This is a genomic window from Sinorhizobium medicae (genome assembly GCF_007827695.1).
GTDB classification, from domain to species: domain Bacteria; phylum Pseudomonadota; class Alphaproteobacteria; order Rhizobiales; family Rhizobiaceae; genus Sinorhizobium; species Sinorhizobium medicae.
Window position 1 is genome coordinate 32694 of sequence record NZ_VITA01000005.1, and the last position, 24383, is coordinate 57076.

At 63.0% G+C, this 24383-nt stretch carries 25 protein-coding genes; 18 read left to right on the plus strand and 7 right to left on the minus strand.

The features are described from left to right. Window positions 1–78: 78 nt before the first annotated feature. The 6 genes from FB009_RS09780 to deoA all read left to right on the plus strand — a co-directional run bounded on the left by FB009_RS09780 (window position 79) and on the right by deoA (window position 6291). Window positions 79–1614 (plus strand): ABC transporter ATP-binding protein, encoded by a 1536-nt coding sequence (locus tag FB009_RS09780; protein WP_012067539.1) that lies wholly within the window; start codon window positions 79–81, stop codon window positions 1612–1614. After that, on the plus strand, window positions 1611–2744 hold the full coding sequence (locus FB009_RS09785; RefSeq protein ID WP_012067540.1) for an ABC transporter permease: 1134 nt from the start codon (window positions 1611–1613) through the stop codon (window positions 2742–2744). The genes FB009_RS09780 and FB009_RS09785 overlap by 4 nt, the downstream gene beginning before the upstream one ends. Before the next feature lie 2 nt (window positions 2745–2746). Beyond that, window positions 2747–3718, plus strand: coding sequence for an ABC transporter permease (locus FB009_RS09790; RefSeq protein ID WP_012067541.1), 972 nt, complete (start codon window positions 2747–2749; stop codon window positions 3716–3718). A gap of 66 nt (window positions 3719–3784) precedes the next feature. Then, entirely contained in the window at window positions 3785–4180 is a 396-nt protein-coding gene (locus FB009_RS09795) for a cytidine deaminase (protein WP_311319485.1), read from the plus strand. Then, window positions 4177–4974, plus strand: coding sequence for a purine-nucleoside phosphorylase (locus tag FB009_RS09800; RefSeq protein WP_012067543.1), 798 nt, complete (start codon window positions 4177–4179; stop codon window positions 4972–4974). Before FB009_RS09795 ends, FB009_RS09800 begins: the two co-directional genes overlap by 4 nt. After that, entirely contained in the window at window positions 4975–6291 is a 1317-nt protein-coding gene (gene deoA / locus FB009_RS09805) for a thymidine phosphorylase (RefSeq protein ID WP_012067544.1), read from the plus strand. Between the two features lie 30 nt (window positions 6292–6321). Here the strand turns inward: deoA and upp are convergent, their stop codons facing one another. The 6 genes from upp to FB009_RS09835 all read right to left on the minus strand — a co-directional run bounded on the left by upp (window position 6322) and on the right by FB009_RS09835 (window position 11274). After that, window positions 6322–6951 carry a uracil phosphoribosyltransferase gene (gene upp, locus FB009_RS09810; protein ID WP_012067545.1) on the minus strand — a complete coding sequence of 210 codons (630 nt, stop codon included), beginning with the start codon at window positions 6949–6951 and terminating at the stop codon, window positions 6322–6324. Window positions 6952–7113: 162 nt separating this feature from the next. Further along, window positions 7114–8088: an adenosine deaminase gene (locus FB009_RS09815; RefSeq protein ID WP_012067546.1), complete on the minus strand. Its 975-nt coding sequence runs from the start codon at window positions 8086–8088 to the stop codon at window positions 7114–7116. Beyond that, complete coding sequence (locus FB009_RS09820; protein ID WP_012067547.1) at window positions 8085–9305, minus strand: phosphopentomutase; 1221 nt, start codon at window positions 9303–9305, stop codon at window positions 8085–8087. The genes FB009_RS09815 and FB009_RS09820 overlap by 4 nt, the downstream gene beginning before the upstream one ends. 171 nt (window positions 9306–9476) lie before the next feature. Then, a complete protein-coding gene (locus tag FB009_RS09825) occupies window positions 9477–10061 on the minus strand; it encodes a TadE/TadG family type IV pilus assembly protein (RefSeq protein ID WP_012067548.1) in 585 nt (194 codons plus the stop codon). Window positions 10062–10068: 7 nt separating this feature from the next. Next, window positions 10069–10683, minus strand: coding sequence for a TadE/TadG family type IV pilus assembly protein (locus FB009_RS09830; RefSeq protein WP_024311313.1), 615 nt, complete (start codon window positions 10681–10683; stop codon window positions 10069–10071). 168 nt (window positions 10684–10851) lie between these two features. Next, complete coding sequence (locus FB009_RS09835) at window positions 10852–11274, minus strand: pilus assembly protein N-terminal domain-containing protein (protein WP_012067550.1); 423 nt, start codon at window positions 11272–11274, stop codon at window positions 10852–10854. Window positions 11275–11525: 251 nt separating this feature from the next. On the opposite strand from FB009_RS09835, the gene FB009_RS09840 reads away from it, so the two are divergent. From FB009_RS09840 to FB009_RS09880, 9 genes are all read left to right on the plus strand, one after another. After that, complete coding sequence (locus tag FB009_RS09840; RefSeq protein WP_012067551.1) at window positions 11526–11711, plus strand: Flp family type IVb pilin; 186 nt, start codon at window positions 11526–11528, stop codon at window positions 11709–11711. Window positions 11712–11798: 87 nt separating this feature from the next. Continuing rightward, on the plus strand, window positions 11799–12311 hold the full coding sequence (locus tag FB009_RS09845) for an A24 family peptidase (RefSeq protein WP_012067552.1): 513 nt from the start codon (window positions 11799–11801) through the stop codon (window positions 12309–12311). A gap of 149 nt (window positions 12312–12460) precedes the next feature. Then, on the plus strand, window positions 12461–13270 hold the full coding sequence (cpaB, locus tag FB009_RS09850; protein WP_012067553.1) for a Flp pilus assembly protein CpaB: 810 nt from the start codon (window positions 12461–12463) through the stop codon (window positions 13268–13270). Window positions 13271–13283: 13 nt separating this feature from the next. Continuing rightward, a complete protein-coding gene (locus FB009_RS09855; RefSeq protein WP_024311312.1) occupies window positions 13284–14819 on the plus strand; it encodes a type II and III secretion system protein family protein in 1536 nt (511 codons plus the stop codon). Between the two features lie 56 nt (window positions 14820–14875). Continuing rightward, window positions 14876–15556: a CpaD family pilus assembly protein gene (locus FB009_RS09860; protein WP_024311311.1), complete on the plus strand. Its 681-nt coding sequence runs from the start codon at window positions 14876–14878 to the stop codon at window positions 15554–15556. A 24-nt stretch (window positions 15557–15580) separates the two neighbouring features. Further along, window positions 15581–16867, plus strand: coding sequence for an AAA family ATPase (locus tag FB009_RS09865; RefSeq protein ID WP_012067556.1), 1287 nt, complete (start codon window positions 15581–15583; stop codon window positions 16865–16867). Window positions 16868–16928: 61 nt separating this feature from the next. Beyond that, on the plus strand, window positions 16929–18395 hold the full coding sequence (locus FB009_RS09870; protein WP_153423480.1) for a CpaF family protein: 1467 nt from the start codon (window positions 16929–16931) through the stop codon (window positions 18393–18395). A 61-nt stretch (window positions 18396–18456) separates the two neighbouring features. Continuing rightward, window positions 18457–19467, plus strand: coding sequence for a type II secretion system F family protein (locus tag FB009_RS09875; protein WP_012067558.1), 1011 nt, complete (start codon window positions 18457–18459; stop codon window positions 19465–19467). Window positions 19468–19480: 13 nt separating this feature from the next. After that, window positions 19481–20464 carry a type II secretion system F family protein gene (locus FB009_RS09880; RefSeq protein ID WP_012067559.1) on the plus strand — a complete coding sequence of 328 codons (984 nt, stop codon included), beginning with the start codon at window positions 19481–19483 and terminating at the stop codon, window positions 20462–20464. 278 nt (window positions 20465–20742) lie between these two features. On the opposite strand, the gene FB009_RS09885 is transcribed toward FB009_RS09880, so the two are convergent. Further along, the gene (locus FB009_RS09885) at window positions 20743–21558 is read right to left on the minus strand and encodes a tetratricopeptide repeat protein (protein WP_012067560.1); all 816 of its coding nucleotides are present in this window, start codon (window positions 21556–21558) and stop codon (window positions 20743–20745) included. A 136-nt stretch (window positions 21559–21694) separates the two neighbouring features. Here FB009_RS09885 and FB009_RS09890 point away from each other — a divergent pair, with 136 nt between their 5' ends. From FB009_RS09890 to FB009_RS09900, 3 genes are all read left to right on the plus strand, one after another. Next, a complete protein-coding gene (locus FB009_RS09890; protein WP_012067561.1) occupies window positions 21695–23092 on the plus strand; it encodes a leucyl aminopeptidase family protein in 1398 nt (465 codons plus the stop codon). 72 nt (window positions 23093–23164) lie between these two features. Then, window positions 23165–23509 carry a MarR family transcriptional regulator gene (locus FB009_RS09895; protein ID WP_012067562.1) on the plus strand — a complete coding sequence of 115 codons (345 nt, stop codon included), beginning with the start codon at window positions 23165–23167 and terminating at the stop codon, window positions 23507–23509. A gap of 8 nt (window positions 23510–23517) precedes the next feature. After that, on the plus strand, window positions 23518–24372 hold the full coding sequence (locus tag FB009_RS09900) for a C40 family peptidase (protein ID WP_024311310.1): 855 nt from the start codon (window positions 23518–23520) through the stop codon (window positions 24370–24372). Window positions 24373–24383 lie beyond the last annotated feature (11 nt).

Here is a 24383-nt window from a genome sequence, read left to right on the forward strand (position 1 = left end):
CTTATACCAAACGGTAAAAAATTGCCGGCACGGTTTCTGGGTGAACCGAAGCGGGCAAATAGGGGATCGCAGGCCAATATGGACAATATTGCCATCGAACTGCGTGGAATAGACAAGAGCTTCGGCCTGGTCCACGCCAACAGAAACATCAATCTTAAGGTTGGCAAGGGCACGATACACGGCATCATCGGTGAAAACGGTGCAGGAAAGTCGACGCTGATGTCGATCCTCTACGGCTTTTACCAGGCCGACCGTGGCGAGATCCTGGTCGACGGCAAGGCCGTTTCCATCCGCGACCCGAATGCCGCGATCTCCGTCGGCATCGGCATGGTCCATCAGCACTTCATGCTGGTCGAGAATTTCACCGTTCTCGAAAACGTCATGCTCGGCGCCGAGGACAGCCAGATCCTCAACAAGGGCATCGCCAAGGCGAGGCAGGAGCTGAAGCGGCTCGAGAAGGAATATGCGCTCGAGGTCAACCCGGACGCCGTGATCGAAGAACTGCCGGTCGGTCTCCAGCAGCGTGTGGAAATCCTGAAGGCGCTTTATCGCAGGGCCGATATCCTTATCCTCGACGAGCCGACCGGCGTGCTGACGCCGCCGGAGGCCGACCACCTGTTCCGAATCCTCGACCAGCTCAAGGCGCAGGGTAAAACGATCATCCTCATAACCCATAAGCTGCGTGAGATCATGGCGGTCACCGACGAGGTTTCCGTCATGCGCCGCGGCGAGATGGTGGCGACACGGACGACCCGCGAAACCTCGGTCGAGGAACTTGCCGAGCTGATGGTCGGCCGCCGCGTACTGCTTCGCGTCGAAAAAGGCGAGAGCAAACCCGGCGACGTGAAGCTCGCCGTCAAGGGGCTGACGGTCAGGGACAGCCGCGGCGTGACGATGGTGGACGACGTCTCCCTGGAGGTCCGGGCGGGCGAAATCGTCGGCATCGCCGGTGTGGCCGGCAACGGCCAGTCGGAACTGCTCGAAGCGATCGCCGGCATCCGCAAGGCGGCCTTCGGAGCGGTTCTCCTGAACGGCGAGCCGGTAGACGTCAGGGGCCATGCGGACCCGGCCGAACTCAGGGAGCGCGGACTGGCGCATGTGCCGGAGGACCGGCATCACGTCGGGCTCGTGCTCAAATTCGAGGAGTGCGAGAACGCGATCCTCGGTTACCATCATGATCCGCGCTTCGCGAAGGGCATGTTCCTCGACGTCGACGCGATCCGCAAGGATGCCGAGGAGAAGATTGCCAAATACGACATTCGCCCGCCGAATGCGCGGCTGAGGACGGCCAACTTTTCCGGCGGCAACCAGCAGAAGGTCGTTCTTGCGCGAGAGATGGAACAGGATCCCGACGTCCTGATCATCGGTCAGCCGACCCGCGGCGTCGATGTCGGCGCGATTGAATTCATTCACAAGCGGATCATCGAGATGCGCGACCAGGGCAAGGCCGTTCTGCTGGTGTCGGTCGAGCTCGACGAGATACGTTCTCTGTCCGACCGCATCCTGGTGATGTTTTCCGGGCGTGTCGTCGGCGAGCGCAGCCCCGAGGCGACCGAGGGCGAGCTCGGCCTGCTGATGGCCGGCGTCGAAGGCCGCAAGGAGGCTGCAGAATGAGCACCCCTTATGCGAAACTCCCGGGATGGGTGGAATATGGCCTCATCCCGCTGATCAACCTTGCCGTCGCTTTTCTCGTCGCCGGTCTCGTCGTTCTTCTCGTCGGCGAAAACCCGCTTGAAGCCGCCTATCATCTCATCAATGGTGCTTTCGGCCGCGGCGAATATATCGGATTCACGCTCTATTACGCAACGACCTTCATCTTCACCGGTCTCGCGGTGGCAGTCGCCTTTCATTCAGGGCTTTTCAATATAGGCGGCGAGGGTCAGGCCTATGTCGGGGGCATCGGTGTGGCGCTCGCTTGCCTCTGGCTCGATCAAATGATGCCCTGGTATGTGGTCTTTCCGCTGGCCATCGTCGGCTCCGTCTTCTTCGGCGCGCTCTGGGCGTTCCTGCCGGGCTGGCTGCAGGCCAGGCGCGGCAGCCATATCGTCATCACCACCATCATGTTCAATTTCATTGCATCGAGCCTGATGGTCTACCTTCTGACGCGGGTGCTGAAACCACTTGGCTCTATGGCGCCGCAGACGCGGACGTTCGCCGAGGGAGGGCAATTGCCGAAGCTCGACTGGCTGTTGTCGATCTTCGGGCTGAATATCGGTACGGCACCGTTCAACATCTCCTTCCTGCTGGCGCTGGCCGCAGCCTTCGCCGTATGGGTGCTGATCTGGCGCACCAGGCTCGGCTACGAAATGCGCACCATGGGGCACAGCCCGTCGGCAGCACGTTACGCCGGTATCAGCGAAAGCCGCATCACCGTCGTCGCCATGATGATGTCCGGCGGCCTCGCCGGCATGATGGCGCTGAACCCGATCATGGGCGAGCAGTTCCGCATGCAGCTCGACTTCGTGCAAGGCGCGGGCTTCGTCGGCATCGCGGTGGCGCTGATGGGACGCTCGCATCCGGGCGGCATCATCCCCGCCGCGATCCTCTTCGGCGTTCTCTATCAGGGCGGCGCCGAGATCGCCTTCGAGATGCCTTCGATCTCGAGGGACATGATCGTGATCATCCAGGGTCTCGTCATTCTCTTTGCCGGCGCGCTCGAGAACATGTTCCGGCCGGCGATCACGCGCGTTTTCGCGGCGCGCGGCCAGCGCGCGGCTGCGCTCGTGCAGACCAAGGGAGCCTGATCATGGATTTTCTTCACGTTCTCTTCGTGCTCCTGGAATCGACGATCCGCGTCTCCGTGCCTCTGGTGTTCGCGGCGCTTGCCGGCCTCTTCACCGAGCGCGCCGGCGTCTTCGACATCGGGCTGGAAGGCAAGATGCTTGGTGCGGCCTTTGCCGCCGGTGCGGCGGCGGCAGTCACGCAATCGGTTTGGGTCGGGCTCGTTGCGGCCGTCCTCGTTTCGGTGGCTCTGTCGCTGGTCCATGGCTATGCTTCGATCACCCAGCGCGGCAACCAGATCGTTTCCGGCGTCGCGATCAACTTCATCGTCGCCGGGTCCACCGTTATCCTGGGCGAAGCCTGGTTCCGGCAGGGCGGCCGGACGCCGGCCCTTGCCGAAGGGGCGCGATTCCAGACGATCAATTTTCCGGGTGCCGACGCGGTCCGCGAAATTCCGGTCCTCGGACCTGTCTATGCGGACCTCCTGTCCGGCCATTTCCTGCTCACCTATCTGGCCTTCGCAATGGTGCCGTTCAGCTGGTGGATTCTCTATCGCACCCGTTTCGGCCTGAGACTGCGTGCCGTCGGCGAGAATCCGGGCGCCGTCGACACCGCCGGAATCTCGGTGATCTGGCTCAGATATCGCGCTGTCATCTGCTGCGGCATTCTCTGCGGCTTTGCCGGCGCCTATCTCTCGCTTGCGATGACGGCGGGCTTCGTCAAGGGCATGACGGCGGGCAAGGGCTATATCGCGCTCGCGGCGCTCATCTTCGCAAAATGGCGCCCGCTCAACATAATGTTCGCCTGCCTGCTCTTCGGCTTCCTCGACGCGCTCGCCATCCGTCTGCAAGGCACGCCCCTGCCGCTTATCGGCCAGGTTCCGGTACAGCTCATGCAGGCACTGCCCTATATCCTCACCGTCGTTCTGCTTGCCGGATTTATCGGCAAGGCCATTCCGCCCAAGGCGGGCGGCGTACCCTATGTGAAGGAGCGCTAATGCATGTCGCCCGGAAGTGTGCAGCGGTTCCGGGATGACGACATGCACAACAATAAGGAATGCCCCATGTCGAAGGACGAACTCTTTGTCGCGGCGCGCGAAGCCATGGCAAAGGCGCATGCGCCCTATTCGAAGTTTCCGGTCGGCGCCGCCATTCGCGCCGAGGACGGCAAGATCTATACGGGCGCGAACATCGAGAACCTGTCCTTTCCGGAAGGCTGGTGCGCCGAGACCACCGCGATCAGCCACATGGTGATGGCCGGCCAGCGCAAGATCACGGAAGTGGCAGTGGTTGCCGAGAAGCTCGCGCTCTGCCCGCCCTGCGGCGGCTGCCGCCAGCGCCTGGCGGAATTTTCCGGCGCCAGCACCCGCATCTATCTCTGTGACGAGACGGGGATCAGGAAGACGCTGGCGCTCTCCGATCTTCTGCCGCACAGCTTCGAGACGGAGATCCTCGGATGACGGCGGCGGCAGAGTTCCTCAAGGGTAAACTCGGAGCGCTTGCGCCCCGCTACGCAATCGTGCTCGGTTCCGGTCTCGGTGCGCTCGTCGACGCAGTGGCCGACCCGCTGCGTATTCCCTATGCGGAGATACCGGGCTTCCCGGTGAGTGGCGTTTCCGGCCATGCCGGCACGTTCGTCGCGGGCAGGATCGGCGGTACTCCGGTCGCTGTGCTTTCCGGCCGGGCGCACTATTACGAGCGCGGCGACGCAAACGCCATGCGCGTGCCGATAGAGACGCTGAAGCGGATCGGCGTCGACAACTTGATCCTTACCAATTCGGCCGGGTCGCTGCGCGAAGACATGCCGCCGGGCTCCGTGATGCGGATCGCCGATCACATCGCCTTTGCCGGTGCCAATCCGCTGATCGGCGTGGAGAGCGACGCGCGTTTCGTGGGCATGACCAATGCATACGACGCGGCGCTGGCTGTCGGGATGGAGGAGACCGCCGAGCGCCTCGGCATTCCGCTCGCGCGCGGCGTCTATATGTGGTTCTCCGGGCCAAGCTTCGAAACGCCGGCCGAAATCCGCATGGCACGTATTTTAGGCGCCGATGCTGTCGGCATGTCCACGGTGCCGGAGGTCATTCTCGCCCGGTTTTTCGGCATCAGGGTTGCCGCCGCCTCCGTCATCACCAATTTCGCTGCCGGAATGACCGGGGCCGAGCTCAGCCATGAAGAAACCAAGGAAATGGCGCCGCTTGGCGGCACGCGCCTGGCGGCCATCCTGAAGGAAATGGTCGCGAGCGAAGGCTGAATGGCGATGCTCCCGCAGGAAGTCATACGTAAGAAAAGGGATGGCGGCAGGCTCGTTCCGGCGGAGATCGCCGGTTTCATCGAGGGTCTGGCCGATGGCTCGATCTCGGAAGGTCAGGCCGCCGCTTTCGCCATGGCGGTCTGGTTCTCCGGCATGAGCCGGGACGAATGTGTGGCGCTGACGCTGGCGATGCGCGATTCCGGGGAGACGCTCGACTGGGGCGAGTTCGGGCGCCCGGTTGTCGACAAGCACTCGACCGGCGGCGTCGGCGATAATGTCTCTCTGATGCTGGCGCCGATTGTCGCCGCCTGCGGACCTGTGGTCCCGATGATCTCAGGTCGTGGGCTCGGCCATACCGGCGGCACGCTCGACAAGCTCGAGTCTATCCCGGGCTACAATATCCAGCCCTCGCCAGAGCTGTTTCGCCGCGTGGTCGACGAGGTCGGCTGCGCCATCATCGGCCAGACGGCCAATCTCGCCCCCGCCGACAAGCGCCTCTATGCAATCCGCGACGTGACGGCGACGGTCGACTCCGTGCCACTGATCACCGCATCGATCCTGTCGAAAAAGCTCGCCGCGGGGCTTCAGTCACTGGTACTCGACGTCAAGCTCGGCAATGGCTCCTTCATGACGGATCCAGCCGAGACCGAAATTCTGGCCCGTTCGCTTGTCGAGGTCGCCAATGGCGCGGGCGTGCGCACCTCGGCGCTGATCACCGACATGAACGAGCCATTGGCGGACGCGGCCGGCAACGCGCTCGAAGTCGAGAACTGCCTTGCTTATCTCAGCGGCAAGAAGGCGGGAACCCGCCTCGATCGGGTGGTCATGGCCTTTGCGGCGGAAATGCTCGCCGCAGCGGGCGTGTCGGCGCACAAGGCTGAAGGCGAGGCCATGGCCCGCCGTGCCCTGGAGAGCGGCGAGGCTTTGGAACGCTTCGGCCTCATGGTGCATCGGCTCGGCGGCCCCGCCGATTTCGTGGAACGGCCCGAGGCCTATCTCGAACGGGCGCCGGCGATCGTGCCGGTCGCGGCGGCCCGCGACGGCTATCTGGCCGCCTGCGAGACGCGCGAACTCGGAATGGCGGTCATCGCGCTCGGCGGCGGGCGCCGGCGGCCGGACGACCGAATCGATCATCGCGTCGGCCTTGCCGGATTGAGACCGCTCCGGACGAAGGTGGAAAAGGGTGAGCCGATCGCTTTTGTCCATGGCGCCGACCGCGACCAGGCCGAGGCGGTCGCAAAGCGGGTGGCAACGCTCTACGCGATCGCGGAGGAGGCGCCCGCGCAACGCCCGGTGATCGCGTCAAGGCTCGTTTGACCGGATGAAGCGCGCCGTTATCCGGCAGCGCTACTTCGTTCCGTACATGCGGTCGCCGGCATCCCCAAGACCTGGAACGATATAGCCCAACTCGTTGAGGTGGCTGTCGATCGAGGCCGTGAAGATCGGCACGTCCGGATGTACGCCCTGGAAGTTGCGGATGCCCTCGGGAGCCGCAAGGAGGCAGAGGAAACGGATGTTCCGCGCACCACGCTCTTTGAGTTTCTCGACCGCTGCGATCGAAGAGTTGCCGGTGGCGAGCATCGGGTCGACGACGATGACGAGGCGTTCGTTGATGTTGTCCGGCGCCTTGAAAAAATATTCGACCGCCTGCAGCGTCTCGTGGTCCCTGTAGACGCCGATATGCGCAACGCGTGCCGAGGGGACCAGTTCGAGCATGCCCTCGAGCAGGCCGTTGCCGGCGCGCAGGATCGAAGCGAAGACAAGCTTCTTGCCCTCGAGCACCGGCGCGTCCGTTTCCTCCAGAGGCGTCTCGATCCGCTCCGTCGTCAATTCCAGATCGCGTGTGACCTCGTAACAGAGCAGCGTCGATATTTCCTTGAGCAGCCGGCGGAAGCCCGCAGTCGACGTTTCCTTCTTGCGCATGATGGTCAGCTTGTGCTGCACCAGCGGATGACCGATCACCGTTACGCCGTCCATGGCTCACCTTCTCCGCGAAAATTGGCTATCCACCCTCTTTTCCATGGAAAGGGCGGGGGCTGCAAGGGTGTAGGTGGAAGTTGATGGCAGATGGCGCTCCTATTCCCCCGCCGACACCTTCTTCCGTTTTGAGCGGCGAGGGCGAGGCCAATCGCCCGGCAATCAGATGTGCAACGCAGCCAGCAGCCTCTCTCGCGTCGGCTCGTCCACGAAGGCGGCTTCGAGCGCCGTTCTCGTCATCCGGTCGATCTCGCCGTCGGAGAATCCCATGGCGTGGGCGGCGATCTCGTATTCCTGCGCCAGCGAGGTATGGAAGAAGGGGGGATCGTCGGAGTTGAGCGTCACGCGGACGCCGGCGTCGTAAAGCCGCCGCAGCGGATGCGAGGGGAAATCCGGAAACACCTTCAACGCGATATTCGAGCCGGGGCAGACTTCGAGCACCACGCCCTCATCGGCAAGCCGCCTGACGAGGTCCGTGTCCTCGATCGCCCGGACACCGTGACTGATCCGGGCGGGGCGGACGTGGTCCAGAGCGTCGCGCACGCTGAAGGCGCCGGAAAGCTCGCCGGCGTGAATGGTCAGGCCGAGACCGGCATCGCGGACGATGTCGAAGGCACGGGAAAATTCAGCCACGCTATGCATGCGCTCCTCGCCGGCCAGGTTGAAACCGGTGACGAGCGGATGCCGATGCGAGGCTGCATATTCCGCGGTCCTGACGACTGCTTCCGGGCCGAGGTGCCGGATGCCGGTGATCAGCATGCGGGATTCGATCCCCTTTCTGGCCTTCGCGGCTTCCATGCCGGCGGCCAGCCCCTCGAGATATGCATCTGCCCCGAGGCCGACCGTGTTGCCGTGGTCGGGCGAGACGATGATCTCGCTATAGATCGTGCCGGCTTCTGCAAGCTCCGTCAGATAGGCCTCGGCGAGAAGCGCATAATCCCCCTCGGTGCGAAACAGCGAAGCCACGGCATCGTAGCACTTCACGAAGCTGGTGAAATCCTCCCAGACATAGGCACCGTCCCGGATGATTGTGCCGGTATCGACGCCGTATTTCCGAGCCTGTCTCACCGCCAGTTCCGGCGGCGTCGCGCCTTCGATGTGGCAGTGCAGCTCTGCCTTCTTCAGATGAGCGGTCAAATGAGGCTCCTCCCATGCGGGCCGGGGTCAATTCCGAGATGACTTGCAACGGTTTCACCGATATGTGCGAAGCTCCCGACAATACCGACGGAGCGGCTCCGAAGCGTCGGTCCGAACATCAGAACGGGCACGCGCTCGCGGGTGTGGTCGGTGCCGCGCCAGGTCGGGTCGCAGCCATGGTCGGCAGTCAGGATGACCATGTCGCCGGGCTTCAGGCGGCGGTCGAGATCGGGAAGGCGTGCATCGAAGGCTTCGAGCGCTGCGGCATAGCCGGCCACGTCGCGGCGATGACCGTAGAGCATATCGAAATCGACGAAATTGGTGAAGATGAGCGCGCCGTCCTCGGCCTCGTCGATCGCCGCCAGGCTTGCGTCGAACAGAGCCATGTTGCCGTTGGCCTTGGTAAGCCTGGTTACACCCTGATGCGCGAAGATGTCGGCGATCTTGCCGATTGCGTGCACTGTTCGCCCGGCCTCCTTCAGTCGGTCGAGAACGGTCGGTGCCGGCGGCAGCACCGAATAATCCCGCCGATTGCCGGTGCGCGTGAAGCTGCCCGGATCGCTGCCGACGAACGGGCGAGCGATCACACGGCCGATATTGTACTCGTCGACGAGCCGGCGGACGACCGCGCAAAGGTCCTGCAGACGCTCCAGACCGAAGGTCTGTTCGTGTGCGGCAATCTGAAAGACCGAGTCCGACGAGGTATAGCAGATCGGCTTGCCGGTCCGCATATGCTCTTCGCCGAGACGCGCGATGATATCGGTGCCCGAGGCATGGCAATTGCCGAGAATGCCGGGCACGTCGCCCTCGCGACAGATCGCCTCGACGAGTTCGGGAGGGAAGGCGTCGCCGTCCGCGGGGAAATAGCCCCAGTCGAAGGTCACCGGCGTGCCGGCGATTTCCCAATGGCCGGACGGCGTGTCCTTGCCGCGCGAGACTTCACTGGCGGCGCCGTAGACGCCGTAAACGCGCTCCGGCAGCGCCATGCCGGCGGGCAGCCGACCGGTCGCCAGCCGCGCCGCATGCATGAGGCCCAGCGCTGACATGTTTGGCAGATTGAGCGGCCCTTCCCTGAGGCCCGCCCGGTCGGCGGCCCCGGCCGCGCAGAATTCCGCTATGTGTCCGAGCGTATCGGCGCCGAGATCGCCGAAAGCCCCCGCGTCCGGCGCATTGCCGATGCCGAAGGAATCGAGGACGAAAAGGAAGGCGCGCGCCATGAAACACCTTGTCCGACCCGGCGCGCGCGTGGGGAACGGCGAGCCGGCGCTATTAAGATTTTCGCGGCCGTCGCCGCACAATCCGGCAGGAATAGCGCGCCGTTTTATCCATTGCAATTGATGTATGTCGCCCGGCAGTGTGCAGCAGGTGCGAGGGCCCCGGGAAGGGCCTCAGCAGTCCGTGCATTTGATGGTCGTGCCGAAGCGCTGACGATAGTAGGAGGTCCGGGAAAGGGGGATCATGGCGCCGGCGTCCGAGCCGAACAGGGAAAGCTGATGGTTCACGACGAGTTCCGTTCGCACGACGAAGGCATTCACCGCGTCGAGATCGGCCGGAACGCTGACGACCGAATTGAGTGCGTAGGGAACCGTGGCGCTATTGCTCGCATCCGACCAGGCCCGGGACCAGGCGACCCTGCCTTCCGTCGTACCGTCCACCTGTATGCCGGTGATTTTGAGCTCGTAGTCGGAGCTGTCATAGGGCACCAACATGTTTTTAGCGACGTTCCGCATATCGTCCAGAAAGGCCTTGTTCACCTGCTGCCCGGTGGTGACGATATCGCTCACCGCACTCGAGGCGCGCGACACCTTTCTCGCGACGGTGAAGCCGAGCGAAAGCTCGAAGGCGCCGATATAGGCGGCAATCAGAAGCGGCGCGACAATGGCGAATTCCACGGCACCGGCGCCGCGCCGATCCCGCAGCAGACGGCGAAGGGTACGGAACGGCGACTGTCTACGCGCATGCATGCACCCCATGGCGACCTCAATAGTTTTCATTGCGGAACGTCGCCGTTGCGACCATCAGATAATCGCGCGGCATGCTCTCGCCGGCCGATCTCAGCTTGGTCACCAGGGGACGCACGAGATCGGTGATCACCGTCCAGCGGTAATAGGCGCGCACCATGGTGTAGTCGTTCGGTCCTCCGGGTGCGAAGGTGAAGCCGCTGGTGTCGAGATCGGAACCTATTCGCGGAACTGCCTGCGGAAAGGCGCCGAGGTCCTCGGGGAGTTCTCGGACGTCGAGATAGAGCTTCGAAGGTTGCGTCGCCTCGGTCGCCGAGCAGGTCATCATGACCGCGATTTCCTCGCAGAAGGCCTGGCGGAACTGAGCCTCGGTCATGAAGCCGTCCTTGCCTGCCTCGGTGGTGATGTCGCCAGTGCGGATCCTGCGCGCCAGCGTATCCGTCGCATTGGCGAGCAACTGCTCTCCGGCAAAGGCGACGAATGTTTCGATCGAGGCGAAGACGACGATGAAGAAGGGGAGCGCCAGAATGGCGAATTCGATCGCGGTCGCACCTTCACGATCGCCGATCAGGCGCCGAAAGGGGCCGCGCGGCGAGCGCGTCGGGGAGGTGGATGCTGTCTTTCCGATCGACATCGCGCCGTTCCGTCATATCACTGGTTGGCGCAATGTAAGCAGTGACTGTTGAAGAATTGTTTTCAACAACCCAAAAAATCTTAGTGGTTTGGATCGACCCTTGGGCCTCGGACGAAGCTCCTATCCGGCTGCCGATGCCCGCAAGCGGAGACGGGGTAGACAGGCGCCTCAGTTGCTATTCGCGGCTGAAGCCTGCCGCTCCGCGCGCTCGCAATTGGGCGTGCAGGAAAGAACGGTGCGGACGGTCTGCTTATAGACGCGCACGGTGTTGCCCTCGTCGATAGAGACGAGGATCCGCTCGTCCACCATGGCATTGCCGTCCTGGTCGAGGATGACGAGATTGGTGGTGCCGAAATTGCGTCCGGTCAGCACGATCGTCTTCGCATCGGCGACCGTCGCGTCGGCAACGTCCGAATTGCCTATGATCACCTTGCTGACGGGCCGGTCGAGCTTCAACACGCGCGCGTGATCCATATAGACGCGCATCATTTCTTCAGCCGCGCGGGCACCACTCGGGGCGTGCCCCCCCGAAAGCGCAGTCGTGAGAAATGCAAGCATGGCGACCCGCTTGGTCGCTGAGAGCGTGTTCATGGCGCGTCCTGACGGTGTAACTGCCGCATCTTGGCGCTTTTTGGTGAATGAATGGTTACGCCGGCCGAACGCAGTTTAACGCATCCGTTTTCCGCACATTTACCCAAGAAAAAGCGAGCTGGCCTTAACGTCACGGTAACCGGATTCCTTAAGCGGAAAGCAATTAGACCCCGCTAATTTCAGGGCATCCGATCAACGGCAACAGTTTGACGGACGTGCTGAACAACAAGCGAAGTCTGAGGAGAATCGTCATGAAGACCATTTTTACACGCCTGATGAAGGACGAGTCCGGCGCAACCGCAATTGAATACGGCCTGATCGCAGCGTTGATTTCTGTGGCGCTGATTGGTGGCGCGCAGACGCTCGGCGGCGCCCTGGATACCCAGTTTAACAACCTGAGCACCTTCCTCAGCGTTGGAGAAGCTCCAGCGCCGTGATCGCTGGCTTTTTTCCGAAAGGCCGCCTTTTCGAGGCGGCCTTTCGGTGTTGCAGGTGACGTCAGCTGTTTCAGATTGGTAGCCCAGGTGACTATCGCAGCGATCTTTGTAGTTTTCCCATTTTGCCTGGCATTTGCAGCGTTCTCGGACCTGTTCACAATGACAATTCCGAACCGCATATCGGCAATCGTGCTTGTTTCTTTCGTCGTTATCTCACCTTTAGCCGGCCTCGACGCATCCAAGGCATGCTTGCATGTGGCAGCTGCTGTGCTGGTATTTGGAGCTTGCTTCTGCCTTTTCGCAGTGAATGTCATGGGAGGCGGTGACGCAAAACTCCTTACGGCAAGTGCGATTTGGTTCGGTTTCGAGGCGTCCCTGATTGATTTTCTCTTGTATGTCTCCGCCTTCGGCGGTCTGTTGACGATCGCCGTTCTTCTCCTGCGCAGCCAGGAAAACCTGATCCTTGCCGCGCGCATCCCGGTTCCGCGCTTGCTGCTGACGGCGAAGAAAATCCCATACGGCATCGCCATAGCGCTGGGCGGGTTCGCCGCCTATCCTTCTTCGCCGCTGATGAAGCTGGCCCTCACACAGTTCTCCTGAAGCGCATTCCGCCTCTCGGCCGCGCCACAGCCTTCTGTTAATCATCTTCATAAGCAAGTTAACCATATCCATAAGCAGACCGTTAACCATAACTACACCAATTCCTGATCAACCTGATCCCGGGCAATTTTCTGGGGTTCGGGGCGATCATGAAACCGGTGCGCATTATCATTCTGGCCGTGGCGGTCGGCTCGGCTGCCATGGCCGGGCTGCTGGCGATGAAGCTTACCCGCGCGCCCGCCGCCCGAATGGCGGAACCGGTCATCGAGCAGGCGCCGACGATCAACGTGCTCGTTGCCGGCAAGAGCCTGCCCGTCGGCTCCCGTCTCGGCGCCGATTCCATTCACTGGAAAGCCTGGCCGAAGGACGGCATCGCCGAAGGCATGATTACAGAGGAAACACGTCCCTCTGCCGTCGACGACCTTGCCGGCGCGGTCGTCCGCCTGCCGATCTTCACCGGGGAGCCGGTCCGTCAGGAAAAGATCGCCGATGCATCGAACCGGATCATGTCGTCGCTGTTGCCGGCCGGAAAGCGGGCGGTGGCGACGGAAATCACGGTCGCGACCGGTGCGGGCGGATTCATCCTGCCGAACGATCGCGTCGACGTCATCATGGTGCGCAAGTCCGACGGCGATCTCTATCTGACGGAAACCGTCCTCAGCAATGTGCGCGTGCTCGCGATCGACCAGCAGATCGAGGAGAAGGAGGACGGCACAAAGGCCGTCGTCGGCACGACTGCGACGCTGGAACTCACGCCGGATCAGTCGAAAGTCATGACGGTGACGCAGCAGATGGCGGACCGCATCTCGCTGGCGCTCCGCAGCGTCGCCGACGCGCAGGAGCCGGACACCACGGCTGCCGACCACCTTCTCAACGGCGACGGCCAACCAAGCATTCAGGTCATCAAGTCGGGCTCCATCGTCAAGGGCGACGGTGTGGCTCTCCAGAATCAGAAGTAGGACGGGGCGCAAGGTGAAACGGATCGAAAACAGGTTTCGGGCGTCTCTCGCAGCCGGCTTCTCCTTCTGGCTGATTTTCTCGGGCATGGCGCTGCCGACGGCTGCTCCGGCCGAGGCCGCGTCCTCCTCGGTCGTGCGGATCGTCAATAGTGGCCCGGGCGCCCGCAAGACCATCAACCTCGGCCTCAACAAGGCGGTCGTCGTCGATCTGCCGAGCGACGCCCATGACATTCTCGTCGCCGATCCGTCGCTCGCCGACGCGATCACCCGCACCTCCCGCCGCATCTATCTCTTCGGCAAGTCCGTCGGCCAGACGAATATCTTCGTCTTCGGTCCGGGAGGCGAGGAGATCGTCAGCCTTGAGGTTGCCGTGGAGCGTGACGTCGCGGGCCTGGAGTCGAACCTCCGCCGCTTCATTCCCGATGCCGACATCAAGGTCGAGATCATCTCGGACAACGTGGTGTTGACGGGCACGGTGCGCACGCCGCTCGACTCGACCAGGGCTGTCGATCTTGCGCGCGCTTTCCTCAAGGGCGGCGAAGCGACCACACGCAATATCACGGCTCAGGGCAATAACGGTGATGCGGATATCTTCGCCGAAGACCGCCAGAGCTCGCAGATCGTCAATCTCCTGACCATCGAGGGCGACGATCAGGTGACGCTGAAGGTGACTGTGGCAGAGGTCAGCCGGCAGGTGCTGAAGCAGCTCGGATTCAACGGCCGCGTATCGGACGGCGAAAGCGGCATCAGCTTCCGCAACCCGGCAAATCTGGGCGATATGATCGGCATCGGCACGAACGCCCTCATCAAGGGTTCGATCGGCGGCACCACCATTTCGAGCTACATCAACGCGATGGAGCAGGCGGGCGTCATGCGCACGCTCGCCGAGCCGAGCCTCACGGCTATTTCCGGCCAGGAGGCGAAGTTCTATGTCGGCGGCGAATTCCGGCTGGCCGGCGTGCAGGAAGTTTCAACTGACGACGACAGCGGCGAAACCACGGTCGAGCGGGAGGTGAACGACGTCGAGTATGGTATCAGGCTGAACTTCAAGCCGGTCGTCCTCGGCCCCGGCCGCATCAGCCTGCAGATCGAGACCGATGTTTCCGAGCCGACCTATGAGGGTTCGGTCGTCACCGGCAACGGTACGGTCAATATTCCGGGCAATACCTTCCTCGGCATTCGCCGGCGCGAGGCCTCTACCAGCGTCGAACTTCCGTCCGGCGGTTCGATCGTCATCGCCGGTCTCGTGCAGGACAATATCCGCCAGGCGATGTCGGGTCTGCCCGCCGCCTCGAAGATCCCGATCCTCGGCACGCTCTTCCGCAGCAAGGATTTCCAGCGAAGCGAGACGGAGCTCGTCATCATCGCCACACCCTATCTCGTGCGGCCGGTGGCCCGCAGCGCGATCTCGCGTCCGGACGACAATTTCAATCCGGCCAACGATCTCGAAAGCTTTTTCCTGGGCCGCGTCAACCGGATCTATGGGCGCGCCGAGGCACAGCCGCCCGCCGGCCGTTACCACGGCAATGTCGGCTTCATCTACAAATAGGTCCGGCCATGAAGAAGCGATGCGCAACACGCAACAGACTTGAAAGGCAGCCCTTGATGGCCCCCACCCGCTTTCCGCATCGTGCGGTCCTGTGCGCGATCGCCTTCGCCTTGCTGGCAGGCTGCGCCAACAAGGACAGGCTCGCAACCGGCGCCCTGCCGGACGACTACCGGACGCGCCACCCGATCGTGCTCACGGAAGGCGAGCGAACCATCGACATTCCCGTCGCCTCGGGCGACACGCGGCTTACTCAGGGGACGCGCGACGTCATCCGCGGCTTTGCCGCCGAGTATCGCAACGCATCGAGCGGCGTCGTCCAGATCATGCTGCCGCGCGGCTCGGTCAACGGCCGTGCCGCCCAGATCCTCCGCAAGGAAATTCGTCGCCTGCTGGCAGGGAGCGGTGTGTCGCCGAAGAAGATAATCGAGACGAGCTACGACGCGTCGGTCACGGGCGACGCCGCTCCCATCCGGCTCAGCTATGTCGCCATTACCGCGCAGACAGCGCCCTGCGGCGCTTGGCCGGAAGACCTGGCGCTGAACACGCTGGAGAACCGCAATTACTATAATTTCGGCTGCGCCACCCAGTCCAACCTTGCCGCGCAGATCGCCAATCCAACGGATCTCGTCGGTCCGCGCCGTATGTCGCCGATCGATGCGGAGCAGCGCGGGCAGGTGATCGATAGCTGGCGCGGCACGGAAAAGGGCGACGGCGGAACCACGATCGTCTTCAACTGACATGGAGCCATCCAGGGAAAAGCGATGAACGCGATTGAATATACGATCGACAGCGGCGCAGCCGGAGATTGGCCTTTCGAGGGGACGCGATCGGGCGATCTCGAGCAGCTTCGGCCTCTGCCGCGCATCTCGATTCATGCCTTTTGCGAGAGCGAAGCCGTCCAGCGGCTGATGGAGCGCTGCGGCCAGGATCGCCGGATGGCGAAAGTGAGCCTGCGCGTTACCGGCGGCGGCATCGCAGCCGCCGCGACCACCTTTGCGAGCGTCTCGACCCCCAACCTGATCATTCTTGAAACCGCGACCGAGCCGCGCTCGCTGCTTTCGGAACTTGCGCCGCTTGCCGAAGTCTGCGATCCGAGCACCAGGGTCATCGTCATCGGTCGTCACAACGACATCGCGCTCTACCGCGAGCTTCTCCGCAACGGCATCTCCGAATACATGGTCGCGCCCGTCGGCATGGCCGATATGCTGAGCGCTGTCTCGGCGATCTTCGTGGACCCGGAGGCCGAGCCGCTCGGGCGCAGCCTTGCCTTCATCGGCGCGAAGGGCGGCTGCGGCTCGTCGGGCATCGCCCACAATTGCGCCTGGGGCATTTCAAATCTGTTTTCGACCGAGACGATCCTTGCCGATCTCGACCTGCCTTATGGCACCGCCAATATCGACTTCGACCAGGACCCGCCGCAGGGGATTGCCGAGGCGGTTTTCGCACCGGAGCGGTTGGACGAGGTCTTCCTCGATCGGCTCCTGACCAGATGCTCGGAGCATCTGTCGCTGCTCGCTGCTCCCTCCATGCTCGACCGCGCCTATGATTTCGAGACAGCCGCCTTTCAGCCGATCCTCGAGATCCTTCAGCGTAGCGCACCCGTATCCGTTCTGGATCTGCCGCACAGCTGGTCAGACTGGACCCGATCGGTGCTGTCGGCCGCCGACGAGGTCGTCATCACCGCCGCTCCGGACCTTGCGAGCCTCAGGAACGCGAAGAACCTGCTCGATGCCATGAAGAAGCTGAGGCCGAACGACAAGCCGCCGCATCTCGTGCTCAACCAGGTTGGCCTGCCGAAGCGTCCGGAGATTGCGCCCGACGAGTTCTGCGCATCACTGGAGGTCGAGGCCGCAGCAATCATTCCGTTCGATGCGGTCCTCTTCGGTAACGCCTCCAACAGCGGCCGCATGATCGCGGAGATCGACAGGAAATCGCCGGCCGCCGAGACCTTTTCGCAGCTGTCCCACCTTTTGACCGGGCGAACCGCCGCCAAGAAAGCCCGTCGGGGCGGCCTCGGCAAGGTTCTGGCAAAGCTCGGAAAGCGGTAGCGGCAATATTATCGATCCTGCATCCGCAGGTAACGAGTGCTGAAGCAATTGGAATGAAGTCATGTTTGGCAAACGCGGAAATGAAGGTCCTGGCAAGGGTGGTGCACGCGGTTTCACACCTGCGCCTTCAATACCCGCGGTCGAGCTGGCGGTTGTCGAGCGTCCCTCGGCCCCTGATTATGGAGAGCCGGCCGCTCCGCCATCCCGGCCGCAGGCGGCAGCGCCCCCTCAGCGCCGGCGCCCGGCGCGGGCAGAGGATTACTACGACACGAAATCGCAGGTCTTCTCCGCGCTGATCGCCACGATCGACCTGTCGCAGCTCTCCAAGCTCGATATCGAGAGCGCGCGCGAGGAAATTCGCGACATCGTCAACGACATCATCACCATCAAGAATTTCGCGATGTCGATCTCGGAGCAGGAGGAACTGCTCGACGACATCTGCAACGACGTGCTCGGCTACGGACCGCTGGAGCCGCTGCTCGCGCGCGACGATATCGCCGACATCATGGTCAACGGCGCCGGGCAAACCTTCATCGAAGTGGGCGGGAAGGTCGAAGAATCGGAGATACGGTTCCGCGACAACGGGCAACTCCTGTCGATCTGCCAGCGCATCGTCAGTCAGGTGGGCCGCCGCGTAGACGAGTCCAGCCCGATCTGCGACGCGCGTCTGCCGGATGGCTCGCGTGTCAACGTCATCGCCCCGCCGCTCGCGATCGACGGCACGGCACTCACGATCCGCAAGTTCAAAAAGGACAAGCTGACGCTCGAGCAGCTGGTACGTTTCGGCTCGGTCACACCGGAGGCCGCGGTGCTGCTGCAGATCATCGGCCGCGTCCGCTGCAACATCGTCATCTCCGGCGGTACCGGCTCCGGCAAGACGACGCTGCTCAACTGCCTGACGCGCTATATAGACAGCAACGAGCGCATCATCACCTGCGAAGACTCCGCCGAACTGCAATTGCAGCAGCCGCATGTGGTCCGTCTCGAGACTCGCCCGCCGAACATCGAGGGCGAGGGCGAGATCACCATGCGCGACCTGGTGAAGAACTGCCTGCGCATGCGCCCGGAGCGCATCATCGTCGGCGAGGTGCGCGGCCCGGAAGTCTTCGATCTGCTGCAGGCGATGAACACCGGCCATGACGGATCGATGGGAACCATCCACGCGAACACGCCGCGCGAATGCCTGAGCCGAATGGAATCGATGATCGCCATGGGCGGTTACACCCTGCCTGCCAGGACCGTGCGCGAAATCATCTCCGGCTCGGTGGACGTCATCATCCAGGCATCGCGCCTGCGCGACGGTTCGCGCCGGATCACCCACATCACCGAGGTCGTCGGCATGGAAGGCGACGTAATCATCACACAGGATCTGATGCGCTACGAGATCGACGGCGAGGATGCCAATGGCCGGATTGTCGGCCGCCACGTTTCGACCGGGATAGGCCGGCCGCATTTCTGGGACCGGGCCCGCTACTTCAACGAGGACAAGCGGCTCGCCGCGACACTCGATGCGATGGAAAAGCAATAGAGCGGGATGAGGCCGCTGCTCTAGCGCAGCATACTTCTGACGCGAGGGGACAGACCGAGCGATGTTCGGCATAGACATCACCGTCCTGGGATTGGCCGGCCTCGTCGCCTTGGCGGCGGCGGCGCTCGCCTATGGTTTGCTCTATCCCCGGATCGAGACCGAAAAGAAAACCGAAGGCCGCCTGCTCCGGGTCAGCGCCGCCGAGACGGACCGAACCAAGATCAAGGCCGCGCGGGACCGCGTCAACGAGATGTCGAAGCGCCGCAAGTCCGTTCAGGATTCGCTGAAGGAACTCGAGAAGAAGCAACAGGAAAAATCTGCCAATTCGGCACCTTCGATGAAGAAACGCCTGCTGCAGGCCAACCTTTCGATATCGGTCGCGCAGTTCTATCTGTTCAGCGCGCTTTTCGGATTGTTCACCTTTGTCGTCGTCTTCCTGGCGGGCGCGGGGGCGCTCATTGCCGCGGGTGTTGGGCTGACCGCCGCCGCCGGGCTGCCGCGCTGGATCGTCGGCTCCAGGATCAAACGCCGCTGCAGGAAGTTCCTGGACGAGTTTCCGAACGCGCTCGATGTGATGGTCCGATCGATCAAGTCGGGGCTACCTCTGAACGACGCGCTGCGACTGATCGCAAGCGACGGACAGGAGCCGGTCAGGACGGAATTCCGGCGCGTTGTCGAGTCCCAGCAGGTGGGCCTCAACGTTCCCGAAGCCTGCGCCCGCATGATCCACAGCATCCCGCTGCCGGAAGTGAATTTCTTCGCGATCGTCATCGCCATTCAGGCGCAGGCGGGCGGCAATCTCTCCGAGGCGCTCGGCAACCTTTCCAAGGTGCTGCGCGAGCGCAGGAAGATGAAGGCGAAGGTCAATGCGCTGTCCATGGAAGCCAAGGCATCCGCCTGCATTATCGGAGCACTGCCCTTCATCGTGGCAACGCTCGTCTATCTGACGTCGCCCGCCTACATGGCCATTCTTTTCACCGATCCGCGCGGTCACCTCATAATGGGCGCCTCCGCCGTGTGGATGAGCATCGGTATCTGGATGATGCGCAACATGATCAATTTCGATATTTGAGGGCCAGACTGACGTGGACGGCTGGATAGAGACGCTTACCGATCCGAATATCATCGTCGCGGTGCTGGTTTCGATGGCCGTGCTCGCTACCTTCTATTCGCTCGTGGCCCCCCTGCTCGAACGGGGAGACCTCGCGAAACGGATGAAATCGGTCGCAACCGAGCGCGAGCAGATTCGTGCCCGCGAACGCGCCCGTCTCAATACCGAGGCGCCGACCGGCAGAGCGAGCCTGAGAACACAGCACAACAGCTCGGTACGCGAGGTCGTCGAGCGGTTGAACCTCCGCAAGGCCCTGGTGGACGACAATACCGTCAACCGCCTCAAGACGGCCGGCTTCCGCTCTCAGAACGCGCTAAACACTTTTCTCTTCGCCCGCTTCTGCCTGCCGTTCCTGTTTCTGACCGTTTCGGTCCTCTACATCTTTGTGCTCGGGAATTTTGCCGACAAGCCGGTCATGGTCAGGGTGTCTTTCGCCATCGGTTTTGCCTATGTCGGTTTCTACGCCCCCAACATCTTCATCGCCAATGCGATCTCAAAGCGGCAGCACTCCATTCGCCGCGCCTGGCCGGACGCCCTCGATCTCCTGCTTATCTGCGTCGAATCGGGTGTCTCCATGGAACTTGCCATGCGCCGCGTGGCCGACGAAATCGCCGTCCAGTCGCAGCCGCTGGCGGAGGAACTGGTGCTGACGACGGCGGAGCTCTCTTTTCTGCCCGAAAGGCGCGTCGCGCTCGAAAATCTGGGACGACGCACGGGCCTCGAAGAGGTGAAATCAGTCATGCAGGCCTTGATACAGGCCGATCGCTACGGCACGCCCGTGGCCCAGGCGTTGCGCGTGCTGGCACAGGAAAGCCGCGATCAGCGCATGACCGCCGCGGAGAAGAAGGCCGCCGCCTTGCCTCCGAAGCTGACGGTGCCGATGATCCTGTTCTTCCTGCCGGTCCTCGTCGCCGTCATCCTGGGTCCCGCGGGGATACAGGTGGCGGATAAGTTTTAGCCTCTCAGCGCTTCAGGGTCTTGCGTGGATCCTCGGGTCAAGCCCGAGGATGACGAATGGAAAAGTGTTGAAAACAGGGCGGCCGTTCTGCCGGGAGCCACATTGGTCACAAGCACGTTGGCGCGCCGACACCGTCATCCTCGGGCTTGACCCCATGACGACGAATGGGGCGCTCACACCACCGTCATCGCGCTTGACCCGAGGATCCATGCACAAGCATCATCGATTATATGCCCGGGGATGGCAGATCTGGTCAGGCCCGAGGATGGCGATGCGTGTCAATCCGCCTTCGCGTCCGCCTGTGCGAGCTGTTTCCAGGCGCCCTGCTGCGATAGCATCGAGCGCAGATAGGCGACGTTGGCTTCCGCCTGCTCCGATGTCAGTTCCTGCCGGGCGATCGTCTCGGCTTCCTGGAAGCGTCCCTGCAGACCGACGGCCAAAGCGAGGTTCTGGCGCACGCTGCTGCCGGCATCCGGCTGGCTCGCTGCAGATTTGAGGTAGGTCTCGGCTGTCCGCAAATCCTTCGTCAGCAGGTATGACATGCCGAGATTGGACAGGACAGATGGTTCGTTGGGCTTGAGGTCCAGCGCTTCGCGGTAGCGCAGCCGCGCCTCGGTGGAGCGGCCAAGCTGGTCGAGAATGGCGCCTTCCGCGGATTTCAGCTTCCAGTCGGGCCGGTCAGGGGTCTGCGCGCGGCCGATCGTCGTGAGCGCCTGTTCGAGCTGTCCCGCGGCGGCCTGGGCCTTTCCGTAGGCGCCGAGGACCTCCCGGTCGGCCGGGTGGTAGATTGCCACCTGCTGCATGACGGCAAGCGCTTGCTCGTTGCGGCCCGTCATGCGCAGGAGATTGGCATAGTTCAGACCCGCCTCCCGGTCCTTCGGGTTGCGCTCATAGGCCTGGCCGATGCGCTCGGCCGCGGCGGCCAGCTCCGTCGCGTTCATCGACTGCACCGGCCTGGAGAGTTTCGGGATCGAGCCGGTCGTCAGCTCTTCCCTGCCCTGTTGGCCGGCGCAGGAGGCCAGCGCCAGAGCGACCATCACCGCGGCGGCTCCCGCCGCGCGGCGCCGCAAGGAAGAGGAGGAAGTGTGTTGCATCGTCTAAAGCCCCAGCATCAAGTGATGCACCGGAACTCCCGAACACCCAGCGGCGCAACTTTCACTCCAGCAATAATCTGTTAACCCTAACGGAGCGTTAATCGCGCTTGTTCTTATCCGTCAGTCGAGGATTTCCATGGCTCCCTACCAGTTCATCGAGCGGCCATCGCCGTTCAACACAAGCAACGGCAAGACGCTGCCGATCTTTGCGGTGACGCCGTCGCATATCGAGACGGGGAGCATCGACCCTATAGCGCTCGACTGGGCGAAGAAGGCCGGCTTCAAGGCGGAATCGGGCGCGGTGCTGCTTATCCCCTCGGCCGACGGCCAACTCGGCGGCGCGCTGTTCGGTCTGGGCGCCAACCCTTCCGAGGCACCATTCCTGACCGGCAAGCTCGCCCGGACGCTCCCTGCCGGCAAATGGCATGTCGAAACGGCGCCTCTCACGGCCAACCGGCTGGCGCTCGGCTACGGCCTCGGCTCCTATCGTTTCGAGCGCTACAAATCTGCAAAAGCCGAAGCGCCGACGCTGCTCGTTCCGGCCGATGCCGACGCGGCGGATATCAAGCGCCAGCTCGCTGGCGTCTTCCTCGCCCGCGACCTCATCAACACACCCACCAACGACATGGGGCCGGAAGCGTTGGAGGCCGCCTTCCGGGCACTGGCTGCCCATTACAAGGCCGAGGTTTCGGTGGTCTCGGGCGAAGCGCTGCTCGCGGAGAATTTTCCGCTCGTTCATACGGTCGGCCGCGCCAGTGCCGAAGCGCCGCGGCTTCTTGAAATGCGCTGGGGCAGGAAAGGGCACAAGAGGGTGACGCTCGTCGGCAAGGGCGTCTGCTTCGACACCGGCGGACTGGACATCAAGCCGGCCGCATCGATGCTGCTCATGAAGAAGGATATGGGCGGTGCTGCAAACGTCATGGGCCTCGCTCTGATGATCATGGATGCCAAACTCAAGGTGGATCTGCGCGTCCTCATCCCGGTGGTCGAGAACTCGATCTCGGCAAACGCCTTCCGCCCGGGCGACATCTACAAGAGCCGGAAGGGCCTGACCGTGCAGATCGACAACACGGACGCAGAGGGCCGACTGATCCTCGCCGATGCGCTCGCTTACGCGGACGAGGAGAAGACAGACCTCATTATCGACATGGCGACGCTGACCGGCGCCGCCCGAGTCGCGCTCGGTCCGGACCTGCCGCCCTTCTTCACCGACGACGAAGATCTCGCCCGCGATCTGGCTGAGGCGAGCCTTACCGTGGACGATCCGCTCTGGCGGATGCCGCTCTACAAGGGCTACGACAAAGATGTTTCCGCCCGCATCGCCGATCTGACCAACGCGCCTTCCGGCGGTATGGCCGGTTCGATCACAGCGGCGCTTTTCCTCAGACGCTTCGTAACGAATGCGAAAAGCTGGGTTCACTTCGACATTTTCGGCTGGGCACAAGCCGAGCGTCCGCATTCGCCGGTCGGCGGCGAGGCGCAGGCGATCCGGGCGCTTTATCATCATATCGGGAGGGGCGCGGCCCGCATTTGATTCACAAGAGAAACGCTTGCGTAACGATCGGCCGGCTATGCTCCCGCAGCCTTATCCATGCAGGAGTTTCCTTTGCCGGTCGAACTTACCCCTTCTCAGGCGCTGGGGCTCTGGCATACGGTGTCACTCGAACAGGTGCGCATCGACAGCCGCGATCTGACCTTGCGTCAGATGGCGATCCTGTTACAGATTTACCTGGTACCGCCGCCCCACACGGTGCGCGGCCTCGCCGCCGCCCTCGATGTGACGAAGCCGGTGATCACACGTGCGCTCGACACCATGGGCGCGCTTGGCCTCGTCGATCGCTCCCGCGACGAGCGCGACAGGCGCAATGTCATCATCAAGCGCACTTTGGAAGGTGCTCTCTATCTTGAAAAATTCGGCGATCTGATCATCAATCAAGGCCGGAAACTATGAGCTCGCCAATGCCAGAAGTTCTCGATCGCCGTCTCAATGCCTATCGCGAAGACCTCGCGGAGGAGCGTCTGCGCGGCATCGTCGAGGCGAAGCGCTTCGTGGAAGGCACGCCGGCGGCAGTGGCTGTGCCGGTGACGCCGCTCCGTCCGAGGCCGGAGGCCGATTGCGGCACCGATACCGAGCTGCTTTATGGCGAGACGCTGCGCATACTCGACGTCGCCGGCGGATGGGCGTGGGTCAAATCCGACCTCGACGGCTATGTCGGCTACGTACCGCAGGATCTGCTGAAGCCTGCGCACTCCGCGGCAACGCACATCGTCTCGGTGCCGCGGACATTCGTCTATCGCGGCGCGGATCTGCGTTTTCCCCAGGTCCATGCTCTTTCCATGGGGAGCCGGGTTGAGGTCGTCGGGGAGACCGAGACGCGCGGCACGCGCTATTTTCTGCTGGAAGGCGGGCTGGCGATCGTCGCCGATCATTGCATCCAGGCCGGCAATCCGCTCACGGACGACTACGTCGCGGTCGCGTCCCGCTTTATCGAGACGCCTTATCTTTGGGGCGGCCGCTCCGGGTTCGGCATCGACTGTTCGGGCCTTGTGCAACTCGCGATGCAGATGACCGGGCGCAATGCGCCGCGCGACTCCGATATGCAGGCAAGGGACCTCGGCCGCGTCATCGAGCGCGAGGGACTCACGCGCGGCGACCTCGTCTTCTGGAAGGGCCATGTGGCGATCATGGAAGACGAGAAGACGCTGATACATGCCAATGGCCACACGATGACGGTGGCGCGGGAAGGTCTCGAAGACGCCATCCGGCGCATCGGCTGGCTGTATGCGCAGCCGACGGGATACAGGCGGCCCTAGGGGCGCAGCAA

What these genes read in the sequence shown, in the direction of transcription:
- FB009_RS09780 (WP_012067539.1), top strand. Translation starts at nt 79, where the DNA reads ATGGACAATATTGCCATCGAACTGCGTGGAATAGACAAGAGCTTCGGC.
- FB009_RS09785 (WP_012067540.1), top strand. Translation starts at nt 1,611, where the DNA reads ATGAGCACCCCTTATGCGAAACTCCCGGGATGGGTGGAATATGGCCTC.
- FB009_RS09790 (WP_012067541.1), top strand. Translation starts at nt 2,747, where the DNA reads ATGGATTTTCTTCACGTTCTCTTCGTGCTCCTGGAATCGACGATCCGC.
- FB009_RS09795 (WP_311319485.1), top strand. Translation starts at nt 3,785, where the DNA reads ATGTCGAAGGACGAACTCTTTGTCGCGGCGCGCGAAGCCATGGCAAAG.
- FB009_RS09800 (WP_012067543.1), top strand. Translation starts at nt 4,177, where the DNA reads ATGACGGCGGCGGCAGAGTTCCTCAAGGGTAAACTCGGAGCGCTTGCG.
- deoA (WP_012067544.1), top strand. Translation starts at nt 4,975, where the DNA reads ATGGCGATGCTCCCGCAGGAAGTCATACGTAAGAAAAGGGATGGCGGC.
- upp (WP_012067545.1), bottom strand. Translation starts at nt 6,951, where the DNA reads ATGGACGGCGTAACGGTGATCGGTCATCCGCTGGTGCAGCACAAGCTG.
- FB009_RS09820 (WP_012067547.1), bottom strand. Translation starts at nt 9,305, where the DNA reads ATGGCGCGCGCCTTCCTTTTCGTCCTCGATTCCTTCGGCATCGGCAAT.
- FB009_RS09825 (WP_012067548.1), bottom strand. Translation starts at nt 10,061, where the DNA reads ATGGGGTGCATGCATGCGCGTAGACAGTCGCCGTTCCGTACCCTTCGC.
- FB009_RS09830 (WP_024311313.1), bottom strand. Translation starts at nt 10,683, where the DNA reads ATGTCGATCGGAAAGACAGCATCCACCTCCCCGACGCGCTCGCCGCGC.
- FB009_RS09835 (WP_012067550.1), bottom strand. Translation starts at nt 11,274, where the DNA reads ATGAACACGCTCTCAGCGACCAAGCGGGTCGCCATGCTTGCATTTCTC.
- FB009_RS09840 (WP_012067551.1), top strand. Translation starts at nt 11,526, where the DNA reads ATGAAGACCATTTTTACACGCCTGATGAAGGACGAGTCCGGCGCAACC.
- cpaB (WP_012067553.1), top strand. Translation starts at nt 12,461, where the DNA reads ATGAAACCGGTGCGCATTATCATTCTGGCCGTGGCGGTCGGCTCGGCT.
- FB009_RS09860 (WP_024311311.1), top strand. Translation starts at nt 14,876, where the DNA reads ATGGCCCCCACCCGCTTTCCGCATCGTGCGGTCCTGTGCGCGATCGCC.
- FB009_RS09865 (WP_012067556.1), top strand. Translation starts at nt 15,581, where the DNA reads ATGAACGCGATTGAATATACGATCGACAGCGGCGCAGCCGGAGATTGG.
- FB009_RS09870 (WP_153423480.1), top strand. Translation starts at nt 16,929, where the DNA reads ATGTTTGGCAAACGCGGAAATGAAGGTCCTGGCAAGGGTGGTGCACGC.
- FB009_RS09875 (WP_012067558.1), top strand. Translation starts at nt 18,457, where the DNA reads ATGTTCGGCATAGACATCACCGTCCTGGGATTGGCCGGCCTCGTCGCC.
- FB009_RS09885 (WP_012067560.1), bottom strand. Translation starts at nt 21,558, where the DNA reads ATGCAACACACTTCCTCCTCTTCCTTGCGGCGCCGCGCGGCGGGAGCC.
- FB009_RS09890 (WP_012067561.1), top strand. Translation starts at nt 21,695, where the DNA reads ATGGCTCCCTACCAGTTCATCGAGCGGCCATCGCCGTTCAACACAAGC.
- FB009_RS09900 (WP_024311310.1), top strand. Translation starts at nt 23,518, where the DNA reads ATGCCAGAAGTTCTCGATCGCCGTCTCAATGCCTATCGCGAAGACCTC.